13 protein-coding genes are annotated in these 17,250 nt (G+C 70.6%); 6 read left to right on the top strand and 7 right to left on the bottom strand.

Features of this window, described 5'->3' with window-relative positions; all coding sequences use genetic code 11:
• The first annotated feature begins 25 nt into the window (after window positions 1-25).
• Window positions 26-1,228 carry an FAD-dependent oxidoreductase gene (locus tag ACFYWS_RS07560; protein WP_389270771.1) on the top strand — a complete coding sequence of 401 codons (1,203 nt, stop codon included), beginning with the start codon at window positions 26-28 and terminating at the stop codon, window positions 1,226-1,228.
• A 158-nt stretch (window positions 1,229-1,386) separates the two neighbouring features.
• Entirely contained in the window at window positions 1,387-2,190 is an 804-nt protein-coding gene (locus tag ACFYWS_RS07555) for an HAD family hydrolase (RefSeq protein WP_389270768.1), read from the top strand.
• 241 nt (window positions 2,191-2,431) lie between these two features.
• On the opposite strand, the gene ACFYWS_RS07550 is transcribed toward ACFYWS_RS07555, so the two are convergent.
• Window positions 2,432-4,456 (bottom strand): CocE/NonD family hydrolase, encoded by a 2,025-nt coding sequence (locus ACFYWS_RS07550; RefSeq protein ID WP_389270765.1) that lies wholly within the window; start codon window positions 4,454-4,456, stop codon window positions 2,432-2,434.
• Window positions 4,457-4,465: 9 nt separating this feature from the next.
• Complete coding sequence (locus ACFYWS_RS07545) at window positions 4,466-5,962, bottom strand: peptide MFS transporter (protein WP_389270762.1); 1,497 nt, start codon at window positions 5,960-5,962, stop codon at window positions 4,466-4,468.
• Between the two features lie 224 nt (window positions 5,963-6,186).
• Between ACFYWS_RS07545 and ACFYWS_RS07540 the strand changes: the two genes are divergently transcribed.
• The 4 genes from ACFYWS_RS07540 to ACFYWS_RS07525 all read left to right on the top strand — a co-directional run bounded on the left by ACFYWS_RS07540 (window position 6,187) and on the right by ACFYWS_RS07525 (window position 10,587).
• On the top strand, window positions 6,187-7,197 hold the full coding sequence (locus tag ACFYWS_RS07540) for a polyprenyl synthetase family protein (protein WP_389270760.1): 1,011 nt from the start codon (window positions 6,187-6,189) through the stop codon (window positions 7,195-7,197).
• 244 nt (window positions 7,198-7,441) lie between these two features.
• Entirely contained in the window at window positions 7,442-8,713 is a 1,272-nt protein-coding gene (locus tag ACFYWS_RS07535; protein ID WP_389270757.1) for an outer membrane lipoprotein carrier protein LolA, read from the top strand.
• 73 nt (window positions 8,714-8,786) lie between these two features.
• Window positions 8,787-9,731, top strand: coding sequence for an ABC transporter ATP-binding protein (locus ACFYWS_RS07530; RefSeq protein ID WP_389270754.1), 945 nt, complete (start codon window positions 8,787-8,789; stop codon window positions 9,729-9,731).
• Window positions 9,718-10,587, top strand: coding sequence for an ABC transporter permease (locus tag ACFYWS_RS07525; protein WP_389270751.1), 870 nt, complete (start codon window positions 9,718-9,720; stop codon window positions 10,585-10,587). Before ACFYWS_RS07530 ends, ACFYWS_RS07525 begins: the two co-directional genes overlap by 14 nt.
• 19 nt (window positions 10,588-10,606) lie before the next feature.
• Here ACFYWS_RS07525 and ACFYWS_RS07520 read toward each other — a convergent pair whose 3' ends face one another.
• The 5 genes from ACFYWS_RS07520 to ACFYWS_RS07500 form a co-directional block, all read right to left on the bottom strand.
• The gene (locus tag ACFYWS_RS07520; protein ID WP_389270748.1) at window positions 10,607-12,223 is read right to left on the bottom strand and encodes a hypothetical protein; all 1,617 of its coding nucleotides are present in this window, start codon (window positions 12,221-12,223) and stop codon (window positions 10,607-10,609) included.
• 244 nt (window positions 12,224-12,467) lie between these two features.
• On the bottom strand, window positions 12,468-12,917 hold the full coding sequence (locus ACFYWS_RS07515) for a VOC family protein (RefSeq protein WP_389270745.1): 450 nt from the start codon (window positions 12,915-12,917) through the stop codon (window positions 12,468-12,470).
• Window positions 12,914-13,918 carry an EamA family transporter RarD gene (rarD, locus tag ACFYWS_RS07510; RefSeq protein ID WP_389270742.1) on the bottom strand — a complete coding sequence of 335 codons (1,005 nt, stop codon included), beginning with the start codon at window positions 13,916-13,918 and terminating at the stop codon, window positions 12,914-12,916. Before rarD ends, ACFYWS_RS07515 begins: the two co-directional genes overlap by 4 nt.
• 222 nt (window positions 13,919-14,140) lie before the next feature.
• Window positions 14,141-15,142 (bottom strand): 2-oxoacid:ferredoxin oxidoreductase subunit beta, encoded by a 1,002-nt coding sequence (locus tag ACFYWS_RS07505; RefSeq protein ID WP_389271756.1) that lies wholly within the window; start codon window positions 15,140-15,142, stop codon window positions 14,141-14,143.
• Between the two features lie 121 nt (window positions 15,143-15,263).
• Window positions 15,264-17,210 (bottom strand): 2-oxoacid:acceptor oxidoreductase subunit alpha, encoded by a 1,947-nt coding sequence (locus tag ACFYWS_RS07500; protein ID WP_389270739.1) that lies wholly within the window; start codon window positions 17,208-17,210, stop codon window positions 15,264-15,266.
• Window positions 17,211-17,250: the final 40 nt, after the last annotated feature.

Raw genomic sequence — 17,250 nt, 5'->3', positions numbered from 1 at the left:
CGTCGTCGTCCTGGGGAGGGGCTTCGTGAATCATCCGGTAGCAGTCATAGGGGCAGGTCCCTACGGCCTGTCCACCGCGGCGCATTTGAGGGCGCGCGGGATACCCGTCAGGGTCTTCGGGGAACCCATGGTGAGCTGGCGCTCGCACATGCCCGAAGGCATGATCCTCAAGTCGGTGCCGTCCGCGTCGAACATCGACGCGCCGCAGCGCGGACACAAGCTGGTCGACTACTGCGACGCGGCAGGGATCAAGCGGCTCGTCACGGACGAGGACCTGATATCCGCCGACACGTTCGTGGAGTACGGCGACTGGTTCCAGAAGAGGCTGGTGCCCGACCTGGAGCGGGTGCGGGTCGTCTCCGTGGACCGGCGCGGGCGCGAGGGCTTCGAGCTGAAGCTGGACTCGGGCGAGCAGTTCACGGCGCGGGCGGTGGTCGTCGCCACCGGCCTGTCCGGTCTGGAGTACCTGCCGGGAGAATTCGCCGCGGCCGTGCCGGACGGACCCGCCCCCACGGGCCCGGTCTCGCACAGCGCGCAGCACCACGACCTGTCCCGGTTCGCCGGCAAGGAGCTGATCGTCGTCGGTTCGGGCCAGTCCGCCCTGGAGACGGCGGCGCTCGCGGCGGAGGCGGGCGCGAGCGTGAAGGTGGTCGCGCGCGGCAAGGGCCGGGTGCGCTTCGGGGCGCCGCCGTGGCACCAGCCGAGGTTCCGCCCACAGACCCCGTTCGGCAACGCGTGGTCGCTCTACGCGCTCACGTACTACCCGCACCCGTACCGTCATCTCCCGCCGCAGGCACGGCACTTCCTGGTCAGGCGGGTGCTCGGGCCGCTGGGGGCGTGGTGGCTGAAGGAGCGGTTCGAGGGCAAGGTCGCGGTGCGCGACGTCGCGGGGATCGAGCGGGTGACGGTGTCGCGGGGGGCGCCCGTCCTGAGTGTGCGGACGCTCGGCGGCCGCGCCGACGACCTGTCCGCCGACCATGTCATCGCGGCGACGGGATACCGGGTGGACCTGGCGGCGATGCCGTTCCTGGGGGAGGGGCTGCGCACGCGGCTCGTCACCAGCCGCGGCACGCCGCGGCTCGGCGCCGGCTATGTGTCCTCCGTCCCCGGCCTGTACTTCACGGGCATGCTGGGCGGGTCCTCGTACGGTCCTGTCATGCGCTTCGTCTGCGGCACGGAATTCGCCTCGCCGCGGCTCGCCGGGCATCTGGCGGCGGCGCACGGGTGACCGGGTGCCGCCGGCAACTACCGGTGTGGCCAACCTGGTTGACCACACCGGGGGGTAACTCGAACAGATGACATCGCCTCGTCGTGACCGGCCGTACCTCGCCAGGGCGGCCGGTACCCGACGGTTCGGGGGCGCGGACGGTCCGTATTCTTCGGATCATGTCCGCACCCGCATATGCACTCATCGCCACCGACCTGGACGGCACGCTGCTGCGCGGCGACGACACGGTCTCCGACCGGACCCGCGAAGCCCTGGCGGCGGCCGGCGCCGCGGGCGCCCGGCACATCGTGGTGACGGGACGGCCCGCGCCCCGCGTGAAGCCGATCCTCGACGACCTCGGCGGCAGTGGGCTCGCCGTGTGCGCGCAGGGGGCGCAGCTGTACGACGGCGTGCGGGACCGGCTGCTGTGGTCGTTGACGATCGACCGGGACCTCGCCGAGCAGGCCCTCGGGAAGATCGAGGCCGAGGTCGGGCAGGTGTACGCGGCCGTCGACCAGGACGGGGTGGAGGGCCTCACGCTCATCGAGCCCGGCTACCTCATGCCGCACCCGACGCTGCCCGCCGTACGGGTCCGGGGGCGTGCCGCGCTCTGGGCCCGGCCCATCAGCAAGGTGCTGCTGCGCCACCCGTCGCTGTCCGACGACGAGTTGGCGGCGGTGGCGAGAGCGGCGGTGGGGCCGCTCGCCACGGTCACCATGTCGGGGCCGGGGACGGTCGAGCTTCAGCCGCGCGGCGTGACCAAGGCGACGGGGCTCAGTCTTGCCGCGGGGCGGCTCGGGGCGGGGGCCTCCGACACGATTGCCTTCGGCGATATGCCGAATGATGTGCCGATGTTCGGGTGGGCGGGGTGGGGGGTTGCGGTGGGCAATGCGCATCTTGAGCTCAAGGCTGTGGCCGACGAAGTGACTTCGTCGAACGAGGAGGACGGGGTGGCGGTGGTGTTGGACCGCCTCTTCCGGTAGTCCGTCCTCCGGCCTCGGGGCTCCGCCCCGGACCCCGCTGCTCAATCGCCGCAGGGGCTTGAATGGCTCACCCGCGGCAGGGGTTTGATTGGCTCACCCGCGGCAGGGGCTTATTTGGTTCCCCCGCCGCAGGGGCTTGATCGGCTCACCCGCCGCAGGGGCTTGATTGGCTCCCCCGCCGCAGGGATTGATTTGGCTCTCCGTCGCAGGGATTGACTTGGCTACCCGTCGCAGGGGTTGATCAGCCCGCCGTTCGGGGGATTCGGTGTTCCCAGGTCCGGTGGAAGACCACCTCCGCGCCGTCCCGGCACACCACCTCGCTCGACGTGAGGAACTCCGTTGCCGTGCAGGTGATTTCGGAGCGGGTTTCCACGTGGGTGTCCCAGCCCGTGTCCGGGCGGTGGAGGCGGATCGTCCAGTCGGAGCGGGTGTGGGCGGACAGGGGGTCGTTCTCGTTGATGACGTAGGTCTCCAGCGCGTCCTCGGTGAACTCCAGGCCGTCCGGGTACAGGCGCGTGCCGCCGTAGCGCGGGTCGACCTCCATGCGCCATTCGCCCTTGGCCACGTCGCGGACGACGAGGCGCTCGGGGCGCGGCCCCTCCAGCGTCTCCGGGTAGACCACGCCGAGCGGCTCCGACTGTTCCGGGCCGCCGAAGGTGATGTCCCCACCCGGTTCCGCACCGCGCACCGGCAGTTCGAGCGAGCTGCCCACCGGGTCGAGCGTGAAACCGGCCTCCGAGCCGGCCTGCGGCCAGATCCACGGCCAGTACGCGGACGAGACCGCGAGCCGGATGCGGTGCCCGGCGGGGAAGGCGTGGCCGATGCCGTTCAGTTCGAAGGTGACGTCCTCGGTCGTGTCCGGATCCCACGGCACGTTCTCGGAACGGCCGTGTCGGGAGGACAGGTTGAGGACGCCGCGCGTCACGAGCGTCGAGGAGCCGTCCGGCGCCACGTCGCACACCCGCGCCACGACCTGCCCGCGCTCCACCGGGCACGTCAGCCGCAGCGTCACGCGCGGCCGGCCCAGCACCCGTAGCTCCTGCGGCACCTCGAACTCGAAGCACGCCGACTTCGCGTCCTCCTCGCGCTGGTCGGGCGGCAGGTCCGCGTCGTTCCCGAACGGGAAGTAGCGGCCCGCGTCGAGCCCCGTGTGCTGCGGCGAGCGCACGATCTGGGGCGGGCCCTGGAGTGCGTACGAGAGGGGGGAGACGTTCGGGGACGGCCACGACGGGTCGCCGACCCAGCGGCCCGGGAGCGTCTCGTAGACGGTGGCCGGCGGGTGCGAGTCGCTGATGTACGAGCGGAGCTTGGGCTCCTGCATCACCCCGTTCTCGTCGCCCTTGAGCCAGTGGTCCCACCAGCGCAGCGTCTCCTGGAGGAAGCCGATGGCCGGGCCCGGCGGCAGGCCGCGGTCCGGGTACTGGTGCGACCAGGGGCCGATGATGCCGCGCATCTGCTCGTCGGGGAGGTGCTCGGCGAGGCGCAGCACGGTGTCCCGGTACGGGTCGTGCCAGCCGCCGACCGCGAGCACGCCCGCCTTGATCGCGGAGTAGTCCTCGCAGACGCTGCCGTGCCGCCAGTAGTCGTCGCGGGTCTGGTGGTCGAGCCACGTGTGGATGAACGGGTCGACGGCGTCGAGGCGCTTCGTCCACATGTCCTTCCAGCCGTCGCCCACGAACTGCGGGTCCGGCGGCCGCGACACGAACGCCAGCATCGTCGCCGCCCACGCGTGCATGTCCACGGCGAGCACGGAGCCGCCCATGTAGTGCACGTCGTTGTCGTAGCGGTCGTCCGCCGAGCAGACGGTCACGATCGCCTTCAGCGGCTCGGGGGCGAGGGCCGCGATCTGGAGGGAGTTGAAGCCGCCCCAGGAGATGCCGAACATGCCGACCTTGCCGGAGGACCAGGGCCGCGCGGCGAGCCAGTTCACGACCTCGACGCCGTCGGCGAGCTCCGTCTCGGAGTACTCGTCGGTCGGCAGGCCCTCGCTGTTGCCGTGGCCGCGCACGTCCACGCGCACGGAGGCGTAGCCATGGCCCGCGTACCAGGGGTGCCGCTGCCAGTCGCGCGGCGCCGTCCAGTCGGAGAGCCGGTACGGGAGGTATTCGAGGAGGACGGGGACCGGTTCCTCGGTCACGGGGCGCCAGACGCGCGCGAAGAGCGTCGTCCCGTCGGAGAGGGGTACGCGGATGTCCTCGCGGACCGTTCCGAACGGGAACTCGGTCCGGATCGTCGGCGCATTCGGCTGGGGGGTCGTGGAAGTCATGGGGAAACCTCAGTGAACGGGGTGCATGGTGCGGCGCAGCCACGGCGCCAGGGCGATGACGGCGATACCGACCGCGACCGCGATCGCGCCGTTGACGCCGAAGTAGGCGGGGTTGGAGACCTCGCCGTAGAGCTTGACGACCTGGGCCTGGATCCCGTTCGCGAGTGCGAGCGAGAGGAACCACAGGGCCATGGTCTGGCTGGCGAAGGCCTGCGGGGCGAGCTTGGTCGTCGCGGACATGCCGGACGTCTCCACGAGGATGTCGCCGAGGCCGAGCAGCAGATACGAGCCGACGATCCACCAGGCGGCCATCTTGTACGTGTCGTCGCTGTGGCCGGACGTCGGCAGCGCCATCAGCACGAACGACAGGCCGCCCAGGATCACACCGATCGCGATCTTGTTGGAGGCGTGCGGCTGGCGCCGCCCCATGCGTACCCACAGGCCCGCCACCACCGGCGCCAGGGCGACCTCGAAGGCGCCGAGCGCGGAGGCGTACCAGCTGACGGGGAACTCGAAGCCGAGGATGGTCGTCTCGGCGTTCGAGGCGGCCAGCAGCATCATCGTCGAGTACGCCTGGAACAGGATGAAGTTGAAGGCGACGGAGGCGATGAAGAGGACCAGATAGGGCTTGAGGCGGCCGCGCTCCTCCGCCGTGACCCGCGGGCTCCTGAACATCACCACGAAGTACACGACCGGCGCGATCACCGAGATGTACGTGAGGATGTCGACGAAGCGGCCCATGGTGAGCCACCCGGCCGTGCCCAGGACCACCGCGAGCGCGGCCACCACGATCGCGCCCGCGATCATCAGCCGGACCGCCCTGCGCATCCCCTCGGGCGGCAGCGCGTATTCGGCGGCGTCCGTGCGCCCGGCCAGGTGACGGCGACCGGCGACGTACTGGATCAGGCCGAACGTCATGCCGATGGCGGCGGCCGAGAAACCCCAGTGCCAGCCCTTGTGGTCACCGAGCCAGCCGGTGATCAGCGGTCCCGCGAACGCGCCGATGTTGATGCCCATGTAGTAGAGCGCGAAGCCGGCGTCGCGGCGTTCGTCGGCGGTCCGGTAGAGCTTGCCGACCATCGAGGCGACATTCGGCTTGAGCAGGCCGGTACCGGCACTGATCAGACCGAGCCCGACCCACGTCATCGTGGGTGTCGGCACCGCCATCGAGTAATGTCCGCAGGCGATGAGGATGCCGCCCCACAGGACGGCGCGGTACGAGCCGAGGATCCGGTCGGCGAGCCAGCCGCCCGCGACCGAGACGAGGTAGACGAGCGTGCCGTACGCCGCCGAGACCGAGGCCGCGTTCGCGGGGTCCATGCCCATGCCGCCGTGCGCGACGGTGTCGGCGAAGTACAGGACGAGGATCGCCTGCATGCCGAGGAACGAGAAACGTTCCCAGACTTCCAGGCCGGAGAGGGTCAGCAGGCCCTTCGGCTGGCCGAAAAAGGCCGTGTCGTCACCAGGGGGCGGTGCGCTGCCCGTGTCGTTCTCGGTGCGGGACAAAGTGCGTACTCCAGGTCGTCTGTGCTGATCAAGAACATACCGGTGGTGTCGCGAAGCCGCCTGGTCCGGGGTGTTCGGGCGGGCGGCACCTGTGATCGAAACGCGACCGGATACGCTGACTTGAGTGATGGCAGCGACACATCGACAAACCGTGTCATCGACCGAATGATCGACCGAGTTCGCCATGTGAGCGTCGTGATCGTCAGCAGACAGGAGAACCTCTCGTGACCGTCGTCGGGACTTTCGGTCTGAGCGTGCGGGACCAGGCCCTCGAGGCTGATGTCCAGGCTGGTTTGGTGGCTGTCGAGGAGGGACTGCTCGAAGCCACCAAGAGCGAGGTTCCCTTCATCACGGAGGCCGCCCAGCACCTGGTGCGCGCCGGGGGCAAACGGTTCAGGCCGCTGCTCGTGTCCCTCGCGGCCCAGTTCGGCGACCCGTATGCGCCGGGCATCGTGCCCTCCGCCGTCGTCGTCGAGCTCACCCACCTCGCGACGCTGTACCACGACGACGTGATGGACGAGGCGGACGTGCGGCGCGGGGTGCCGAGCGCCAACCAGCGCTGGGGCAACTCGGTGGCCGTGCTCACCGGCGACTTCCTCTTCGCGCGCGCCTCGCACATCCTCGCCGACCTCGGCCCCGACGCCGTCCGGATCCAGGCGGAGGCGTTCGAGCGCCTGGTCACCGGCCAGATCCTGGAGACGGCGGGCCCGGCCGACGGCCGCGACCCCGTCGACCACTACCTCGACGTGCTGGGCGGCAAGACCGGCTCGCTGATCGCCGTGGCGTGTCGTTTCGGCGCGATGATGTCCGGGGCCGACGAGACCGTCGTGGATGTGCTGACGCAGTACGGGGAGCGGCTCGGCGTCGCCTTCCAGCTCGCCGACGACGTCCTCGACATCGCCTCCGACTCGCACGAGTCCGGCAAGACGCCGGGTACCGACCTGCGCGAGGGCATCGCCACGCTCCCGGTGCTGCGGCTGCGTGAGCGGGCCGACCGGCTCGGACTGGCCGAGGACAAGGAGCTGGTCGAGCTCCTGGACTCGGACCTCGGGGACGACGAGCGGCTCGCCGACGCGGTCGCGCGGCTGAGGGCTCATCCGGCGCTGGAGCAGGCCCGCCGCGACACGGTCCGCTTCGCGGAGGAGGCGAGGTCGGCGCTGGCCCCGCTCGCGGAGTGCGAGGCGAAGGTGGCGTTGCTGGAGTTGTGCGACGCGGTGGTGCACCGGGCGGGTTGACCCCCTCCGGAAGGCGCCCCCTACGGGTCCCCTACGGGTAGGAGGTCGCGCCGTCGCGTGGTGTCATCCCGTAGGCGTACGCGGAGTTGATCCCGGGGTCTGACGCTTCCTTGGTGCCGGTTTGGTCAGATTGGGTACACCACTCCAGACCAATCCGGGTGAGAATGGCGGCTCGGGGTGGACGCAGACTTGACGAGTGCACAGGACGGTAAGCCGCCGCCGATCACGGAGGTAGGGCAAGAAGATGGCACCGTACGCATCCGAAGACAGCGAGAGCGGCGCGCGCCGCCGCAAGGCCGTGCGCTACGCGGTCCCCGTCGCCGTGGTGGGGGTGGCCGCGGCGACGATCGGGCTCGTTCCGGCGCTCGCCAGCTCAGGCGACCCGGACCTGCCCGACATCACCGCACGTCAGCTCATCGAGAAGATCGCCAAGTCGGACACCGAGCAGCTCTCCGGCACCGTGAAGATCTCGACGGACCTGGGCCTGCCCTCGCTCGGCGGCGCCGCCGGCGGCGCCGCCGGCGGCGGCCTCATGGGTGGCGGGGAGCACGAGGGCGGCGGGTCCTCGGCCGACCCGCAGTCGAAGCTGACCGAGCTGGCCACCGGCTCGCACACGCTGCGCGTCGCGGCGGACGGCCCGGACCGGCAGAAGCTGTCGGTCCTCGACGACACGTCCGAGTACAGCGTGATCCACAACGGCGACGACGTGTGGGCCTACGACAGCAAGTCGGACGAGGCGTACCACGCGAAGCAGAAGCAGGGCGCGCACTCAGAAGACGGCACTGACGGCTCCGACGGCTCGGGCGACGACGCGAAGAAGGCCCCCAAGGGCGTTCCGGCCACGCCGAAGGAGCTCACGGACGAGATCCTCAAGGCCGGCGGCGACACCACGTCGTTCTCGGTCGACGGCACCTCGCAGGTCGCGGGCCGGGACGCGTACCGGCTGCAGATCAAGCCGAAGCAGTCCGGTTCGACGGTCGGCGCGGTCACCGTGTCCGTGGACGCGAAGACCGGTACGCCGCTCAAGTTCAGCCTGACCCCGGCGGGCGGCGGCGCGGCCGTGGTCGACGCGGGCTTCACCAAGGTCGACTTCGCGAAGCCGGCCGCCTCCACCTTCGACTTCAAGCCGTCGAAGGGCACGAAGGTCACCGAGGCGGACGAGCTGAAGAAGGCGCCGCGGCACGAGGGCTCCGTCAAGCCCAAGGACCTCAAGGCCGATGAGCTCAAGGCCGGCGGCCTCGACGACCTGAATGTCATCGGCAAGGGCTGGACCTCGATCGCCGAGCTGAAGCTGCCGAAGGAGGCCGGTGGCCTGGCCGCGGGCAAGGGCTCGGCCGACATGCCGCCCGAGGCCAGTAAGTTCCTGAGCTCCCTGGGCGATCAGGTCAAGGGTGAGTTCGGCTCCGGAACCGTGTACTCGACCCGCCTCGTGAACGTACTGGTCACCGAGGACGGGAAGGCGTACGCGGGCGCGGTCACCAAGGACGCGCTGGTGAAGGCGGCGAACGCCGGCTGAAGCAGCGGTAGTTGACGGTGAGGGGGCGGTGCGCACCGCCCCCTCACCCGTATGCGGAGGACGTAGGAGGGGCATGGAGGAGCAGCCGGTCATTGAGACGCGGGAGCTCAGCAAGCGGTACCGGGGTGGGCAGCTCGCCGTCGACGGGCTCAGTCTGAGTGTCCCGCGCGGCTCCGTCTTCGGCTTCCTCGGGCCGAACGGCTCAGGCAAGACCACCACCATCCGGATGCTGATGGGCCTGATCGAGCCGACCTCGGGGGACGCCCGGGTCCTCGGCCACCCCATGCCCCGCGCGGTGCGGACCGTGCTGCCGCAGGTGGGCGCGCTGATCGAGGGGCCCGCGCTGTACGGCTTCCTTACCGGGCGGGACAACCTGCTGCGGTACGACTCCGCCGACCCGACCGCCGATCCCCGTACGCGCAAGGAGCGGGTCGGGCAGGCCCTCGACCGGGTGGGCCTGACGGCCGCCGCAGCGAAGAAGGCCAAGGCGTACTCGCTCGGTATGAAGCAGCGGCTCGGCCTCGCCGCCGCTCTGCTGACACCCCGTCGGCTGCTCGTCCTCGACGAGCCGACGAACGGACTCGACCCGCAGGGCATGCGTGAAATCCGAAGCCTGGTACGGGAGTTGGCGTCCGACGGCGCCACCGTCTTTCTCTCCTCGCACCTTCTCGACGAGATCGAGCAGGTCTGTACGCACGCCGCGGTGATGGCGAAGGGCCGCCTCCTCACCCAGGGGCCTGTCGCCGAACTCGCCGCGGGGGTGCGCGGAAAGCTCGCCGTCACGACCCCGGACCCGGCCGACGCCGCCCGCGTCCTCAAGGAACACGGGCTGACCGTCCTCGACACGGAGGACGAGCGGGTCACGGCCGAACCGCCGCCTGTGGAAACGGACTTGGCGGATCTGAACGCGGCGCTGGTCACCGCGGGCGTGCGCGTGCGCGGCTTCGGCGTCGAGCGGGCCTCGCTGGAGGACGCGTTCGTCGCACTGACGGGGGAGGGCTTCGATGTCGCGGGCTGAGGTACTTCAGACGCCCAGGACGAACCCTCTGTGGACCCTCGGTCTGCTGCGCAGCGAGCTGAGCGTGACCCTGCGCCGCTGGCGCACGCTCGCGCTGCTCGCGGTCCTCGCCGGCGTGCCGGTCCTGATCGGTGTGGCCGTGAGGATCGAGACGAGCGGGGACGGCTCGGGCGGCGGGGGCGGCGGCCCCGCGTTCATCGCGCAGATCACCAACAACGGCCTGTTCCTGGTGTTCACGGCGCTCGCCGCGACGCTCCCGTTCTTCCTGCCCATGTCGGTCGGCGTCATCGCGGGCGACGCCGTGGCGGGCGAGGCGAACGCCGGGACGCTGCGCTATCTGCTGGTCGCCCCCGCGGGCAGGACCCGCCTGCTGCTCACCAAATACGCGACGGTGCTCGCCTTCTGCCTGCTGGCGACGCTGGTGGTGGCGGTCTCCGCGCTGCTCACCGGGGCGCTGCTGTTCCCGCTCGGCGACCTGGTCACCATCTCCGGCACGCGGATCGGCTTCGGCGAAGGGCTGTGGCGGGCGTTCCTGATCGCGCTCGTGGTCGCGGCTTCCCTGGTCGGCGTCGCGGCCGTCGGGCTGTTCGTCTCGACGCTCACGGGCAGCGGCATCGCGGCGATGGCGACGACGGTGGGCCTGCTGATCACCGTCCAGATCCTCGACCAGATCCCGCAGCTGCACGCGATCCAGCCCTACCTGTTCTCACACCAGTGGCTGTCCTTCGCCGACCTGATGCGAGCACCGGTGTACTGGGACGACGTGGTCAAGAACCTCGAACTCCAGGCCCTGTACGCGGCGGTGTTCGGCTCTGCGGCGTGGGCGCGGTTCACGGCGAAGGACATCACGTCGTGAACCGCGCCGGGGTCGCCTGTCAGCCGGCCCTGGTGGGGAACGGGGTCTCCGCCTCGGCCCTGGGCGCCGCGGCGCCCCGCGTGGGGCGGTCGCCGCGCCGCGGCCGGGCGAGGAGGAAGCCGACGGGGGCGCCGATCAGCACCGAGGAGTGGAAGGGCCAGTAGTTCCAGTCCAGGTCGGGGAAGAGCGCGTACGGGGTGCCCGAGACCGAGGGGGAGAAGAAGGTGACGAGCAGGATCGCCGCCGTGCTCCCGTAGACGCAGCGCTTCATGGCCGCCGCGGTCATGGGGCCGTCGCTGCGCAGCCCGTGGATGACGAGCGGGAGGACCGACGAGGTCGTCATCGTGTAGGACACGATCAGCCAGAACTGCGGGGTGACATCGGGGGTGAGGGCGGCGAGCAGAATGCTCACGCCGCCGATGGCGACCATGGTGAGACGGGCGCGGCCCGCGCTGACGCTCGTCGTGCCGTCGGCCTTGAGCCCCTCCGGCTTGGCCACCGCGCCGCCCGCACTGAGGTCGCGGACGACGGAGGCGGCCGCGGAGAGCAGGAGGACTGCGGCAGCGGCGAGGACCATGAGGAAGGTGGCGCAGAGCACGAACAGCAGCCACTTGCCGAGCCCGTCCTCGCCTCCGTCCAGGGCGATGGCGAGGCGGGCGATGATGTTTCCGCCGAACTGCCCGTGCGCGACCAGCTTCTCCTGGGGCACGAGGGCCGCCGCGCCGAAGCCGATGAGGGCCGCCAGGGCGCACAGCGGGGCGATGACGACGAAGCCCACGCCCGCGACGCGGCGTGCGTCGGCCGGCTTCGGGGCGTCGGTGAAGCGCGCGATGAGGTACGGCATGAAGGCCGCGCCGGTCAGCACGCAGAGGCAGAAGGCGGCGAGGTCGATGAACCCGACGGGGCCGTTGCCGAAGAGCTGGCCCAGCTCCAGATAGCTGCCCGAGCCGCCGGATCCGGACCGCTGCCGGTCGGCGGCGTCGAAGATCGCGCCGAAGTCCCCGCTGAACCTGATCAGGACCAGCAGGCCGAGGAGCGGAGCGATGAGCATCAGACCGGCGATCTTGGCCATTTGCAGCACGGTCGCGCCGCGGGTGGCGCCGATCGCCGCGCAGGAGACGATCAGGGCGCCCATGAGCACGATGAGCAGCTGCCGGGTCCCGAGGTCGTTGATGCCGACCATCTGGGCCGTGTCGCCGAGGGGCTGGAACTGGGCGGTCAGCAGCGGCACCGTCGCGGCCAGCAGGGCGAAACCGGCGGCGCGGCGGCCGGGCCCCGGCGGCAGATGGCGGGCGACGGTCTCGCCGAACGACCGTCCGCCGACGCCCGCGAGACGCTTCGCCAGCCACTGCCGCATCAGCAGGGGTGACAGCGCCGCCGCCAGGGCGACGAACAGGCCGTCCCCGCCGGCGACGGCGACGACCCCGACGAGGTACATGACGGCGGCGGCGTTCGCGATGTCGCCGGAGTAGGCGAACCCGGTCATCCGGGTGCTGAGCCGGTTGTCCCCGCCGACGCGGAAGAACTCGTCCCCGACGCGGAGGTCGGGACTGGCCCACATCGACAGGAACAGGCAGGCGCCGATGAAGAGCAGGAACAGCAGCAGGGCGACCAGGAGGGCGCTGAAGTCCCCCATCACGCACCGCCCCCGTGGGCCGGGCACGGTCCGGTGAAGGCGCCCAGGAGGCGTCCGTAATACAAGGCTCCTCCAGGAGCAGAACGAGTGGCGAAGGCGCGGGCGGGACGCGAGATCGGCATCGACCACCCGGACGGTCGAACACACGTTACCGACGGTTAGGAGGAGTGCTGCGAAGTGAACAGGGGGGATTCAGCGAAGAGTTGGTGACCGACCGCCCGCCGGCTCGACGGGCGGTCCCTGATCACTGGACGCAGAACTCGTTCCCCTCGGGGTCGGCCATCAGCAGCCACTCCCCGCCCTGCGACTTCACCTCGTTCAGGACGCGCGCGCCGAGCCCGGTGAGCCGCTCGGCCTCGGCCGCCCGCTGCCCGGCCTCGGCGTGTACGTCGATGTGCAGCCGGTTCTTGCCGCTCTTGGCCTCGGGCACCCGCTGGAAGAGGATGCGGCGGCCGAGTCCGGTGCCGGTGTCCGCGTCCACCGGGTCGTCGGGGTGGCGCACGGCGACCAGGTCACGGAAGGACCGGCGGCCCCATCGCGTCACGGTGTCGGCCTCGCTCACCGCTCCGAACCCGAGGAGCCGTTCGATCAGTGCGGCGTTGTCCTCGATCTCGTAGCCGAGGGTGGCCGACCAGAACTCGGCCTGGGTGTGCGGGTCCGCGGCGTCGATGACGAGCTTCCAGTGCAGTGTCATGCACCAGTTATAGGCCGAACTTCCTCCGTGGGGGCGGAAGTTGGCGTCTGGCGCGCCGCCTCTGTCGCTGCTTCTGTCGCCGCTTCGGCCAGCCGGGCCCGGTTGATCCGCGCCGTACGCAGCGCGTCCCACGTCAGCACGGCGAGCGCCAGCCACACCAGGGAGAATCCGGCCCACCGCTCGGCGGGCATCGCCTCGTGGAAGTACCAGATCCCCAGCACGAACTGGAGGACGGGCGTCAGATATTGCAGGAGTCCCAGCGTCGACAGCGGGACCCGGATGGCCGCGGCCCCGAAGCACACCAGCGGAAGGGCCGTGATGAGCCCGGACGACGCGAGCAGCGCGGCGTGCCCCACGCCCTCCGTCCCGAAGGTCGACCGCCCCTGCGCCGCCAGCCACAGGAGGTAGGCGAGTGCGGGCAGGAACTGCACGGTGGTCTCGGCGGCGAGCGACTCCAGGCCGCTCATGTTCACCTTCTTCTTCACGAGCCCGTACGTGCCGAACGAGAACGCGAGCACCAGCGAGATCCACGGCGGCTGCCCGTATCCGACGGCGAGTACGAGGACGGCGGCGACGCCCGTCCCGACGGCCGCCCACTGCGCGGGCCGCAGCCGTTCCTTCAGGAGCAGGACACCGAGGGCGATCGAGACGAGCGGGTTGATGAAGTACCCGAGCGAGGCCTCGACGACATGGCCGGAGTTCACGGCCCAGATGTAGACGCCCCAGTTGACCGTGATGACGGCCGCGGCGATCGTGACGAGCCCCAGCCGCTTCGGCTGCCGGATCAGCTCGCGCGCCCAGCCCCACTTCCGTACGAAGAGCAGCGCGAGGCCGACGACGACCAGCGCCCACACCATCCGGTGGGCGAGGACCTCCACGGCGCCCGCGGGCTTGAGCAGGGGCCAGAACAGGGGGACGAGGCCCCACATCCCGTACGCCGCGAACCCGTTGAGGAGACCCGTACGCGCCTCTTTCCGGGCCTCGCCCGCTCCGTCCTGCATGAACCCTCCCTCGTGACACCCGGCAGCCCCGCGGCGGCCTCCACGAAGGTAGCGCCGCAGGGCGCCGCCCGTCATGCCCGTATCGCCATACGGTCCTGACGTCGGTGCTGGGATGCGCCCCGGGTGCGCCGGGATGTGCCGGGTGCTCTGGGCTGCTCTGAAACGCGAGAGGTCCGGTCGCGGAACTCCGCGACCGGACCTCGTCGTACACCCGTGGTGTGCTCAGCCCACGACGGTCCAGGTGTCGCCGCCGGCGAGCAGCGCACCCAGTTCACCCTTGCCGTCCCGCTCGATCGCGGCGTCGAGCTGATCGCTCATCTGCACGTCGTAGACGGCCCGTTCGACATCGCGCAGGACGCCGATCGGGGTGTGGTGCAGGGTGTCGGGGTCGGCTAGCCGGGAGAGCGCGAAGGCCGTGGTCGGGGACGCCGCGTGGGCGTCGTGGACCAGGATGTCCGCCTTGTTGTCCTCCGTGACCGGCACGATCCTGAGGTCGCCGGTGGCCGTGTCGCGCACGACCCCCTTCGACGCGTCGGCGCCGAAGGTGATCGGCTGCCCGTGTTCGAGGCGGATGACCGCCTCCTCGGCCTGCTGCTTGTCCTTGAGGACCTCGAAGGCGCCGTCGTTGAAGATGTTGCAGTTCTGGTAGATCTCGACGAGCGCCGTGCCCTGGTGGTCGGCGGCCGCCCGCAGCACGGAGGTGAGGTGCTTGCGGTCGGAGTCGACGGTGCGGGCCACGAAGGACGCCTCGGCGCCGATGGCGAGCGACACCGGGTTGAAGGGCGCGTCGAGCGAGCCCATCGGCGTCGACTTGGTGATCTTGCCGACCTCGGAGGTCGGGCTGTACTGGCCCTTGGTGAGCCCGTAGATCCGGTTGTTGAACAGCAGGATCTTCAGGTTCACGTTGCGCCGCAGGGCGTGGATGAGGTGGTTCCCGCCGATGGACAGCGCGTCGCCGTCACCGGTCACGACCCACACGCTCAGGTCCCGCCTGGAGGAGGCGAGTCCGGTGGCGATGGCCGGGGCGCGGCCGTGGATGGAGTGCATCCCGTACGTGTTCATGTAGTACGGGAAGCGGGACGAGCAGCCGATCCCGGAGACGAAGACGATGTTCTCCTTCGCCAGGCCGAGCTCGGGCATGAAGCCCTGCACGGCGGCGAGGACCGCGTAGTCGCCGCAGCCGGGGCACCAGCGCACTTCCTGGTCGGACTTGAAGTCCTTCATGGACTGCTTGGCCTCGGCCTTGGGAACCAGCGACAGAAGCGTGTCCGCGCCGTCCCCGGCCTCGCCCGTGGCCTCTTCCGCGGCCTGGCCGCCGGCCTCCCGGGACTCCCTGGTCTGCGTATCAGCCATCGATGGTCTCCTTGAGAGCGGTGGCGAGCTGCTCAGCCTTGAACGGCATTCCGTTGACCTGGTTGTAGCTGTGCGCGTCCACCAGGTACTTCGCCCGTACGAGGGTGGCGAGCTGACCGAGGTTCATCTCGGGGATCACCACCTTGTCGTAACGCTTCAGGACCTCACCCAGATTCCGCGGGAACGGGTTGAGGTGGCGCAGATGGGCCTGCGCGATGTGCTCGCCGGCCGTGCGCAGGCGGCGCACCGCGGCCGTGATCGGGCCGTACGTCGATCCCCAGCCGAGGACGAGCGTGCGGGCCTCGCCCGTGGCGTCGTCGACCTCGATGTCGGGCACCTCGATGCCGTCGATCTTCGTCTGCCGGGTGCGGACCATGAAGTCGTGGTTGGCCGGGTCGTAGGAGATGTTGCCCGTGCCGTCCTGCTTCTCGATGCCGCCGATGCGGTGCTCAAGCCCCGGCGTGCCGGGGACCGCCCAGGGGCGGGCGAGGGTCTGCGGGTCGCGCTTGTACGGCCAGAAGACCTCGGTGCCGTCCTCGGTGGTGTGGTTCGGACCGGAGGCGAACTGGACGCGCAGGTCCGGGAGTTCGTCGACCTCGGGGATGCGCCACGGCTCCGAGCCGTTGGCCAGGTAGCCGTCCGAGAGGAGCATGACCGGGGTGCGGTAGGTGACCGCGATCCGGGCCGCCTCCAGCGCGGCGTCGAAGCAGTCGGCCGGTGTGCGGGGCGCGACGACCGGGACCGGCGCCTCGCCGTTGCGCCCGAACATCGCCTGGAGCAGGTCCGCCTGCTCGGTCTTGGTCGGCAGCCCGGTGGAGGGGCCGCCGCGCTGGATGTCGATGACGAGCAGCGGCAGTTCGAGGCTCACGGCGAGGCCGACGGTCTCGGACTTGAGCGCGACACCGGGCCCGGAGGTGGTGGTGACGCCCAGGCTGCCGCCGAACGCCGCACCGAGCGCGGCGCCGATCCCGGCGATCTCGTCCTCGGCCTGGAAGGTGCGTACGCCGAAGTTCTTGTGCTTGCTGAGCTCGTGGAGGATGTCGCTCGCGGGCGTGATCGGGTACGAGCCCAGGTACAGCGGCAGGTCCGCCTGCCGGGACGCGGCGATCAGCCCGTAGGACAGGGCCAGGTTCCCCGAGATGTTGCGGTAGGTGCCGGTGGGGAAGGCGGTGGAGGCGGGCGCGACCTCGTAGGAGACCGCGAAGTCCTCCGTCGTCTCCCCGAAGTTCCAGCCCGCGTGGAACGCCGCGAGGTTCGCCTTCATGATCTCGGGCTTCTTGGCGAACTTGGCCTTGAGGAACTTCTCCGTGCCCTCGGTCGGCCGGTGGTACATCCACGACAGCAGACCGAGCGCGAACATGTTCTTGGAGCGCCCCGCGTCCTTGCGCGAGAGCTCGAACTCCTTCAGCGCCTCGACGGTCAGGGTCGTCAGCGGCACCGGGTGCACCTGGTACCCGTCGAGCGACCCGTCGTCGAGCGGGCTGGCGTCGTAGCCGACCTTCTGCATCGCCCGCTTGGTGAACTCATCGGTGTTGACGATGACTTCGGCGCCCCGCGGCACGTCGGCGATGTTCGCCTTCAGGGCGGCCGGGTTCATCGCCACCAGCACGTTCGGCGCGTCGCCCGGCGTGAGGATGTCGTGGTCGGCGAAGTGGAGCTGGAAGGAGGACACGCCCGGCAGCGTCCCTGCGGGGGCGCGGATCTCGGCCGGGAAGTTCGGCAGCGTGGAGAGATCGTTGCCGAACGACGCGGTCTCCGAAGTGAAGCGGTCCCCGGTGAGCTGCATGCCGTCACCGGAGTCACCTGCGAACCGGATGATCACCCGGTCCACGCGCCGTACGTCCTTGCTCGATTGTCCTGCCGACGTGCGCTGCCCGCCGACAACAGCGCTGTCGGTCCCGTCGGCCTGCTCGGTGGTGCTACTGACCTGGCTGGTCACTGAACTGGACCTCCCTCGAGGCGGCTGTGCGGGCACGGCC

The sequence above is a fragment of the Streptomyces sp. NPDC002795 genome, assembly GCF_042888725.1.
Taxonomy (GTDB): domain Bacteria; phylum Actinomycetota; class Actinomycetes; order Streptomycetales; family Streptomycetaceae; genus Streptomyces.
The sequence above is the reverse complement of the archived record's forward strand: the minus strand, read 5'-3'. Positions and strand labels throughout refer to the sequence as shown.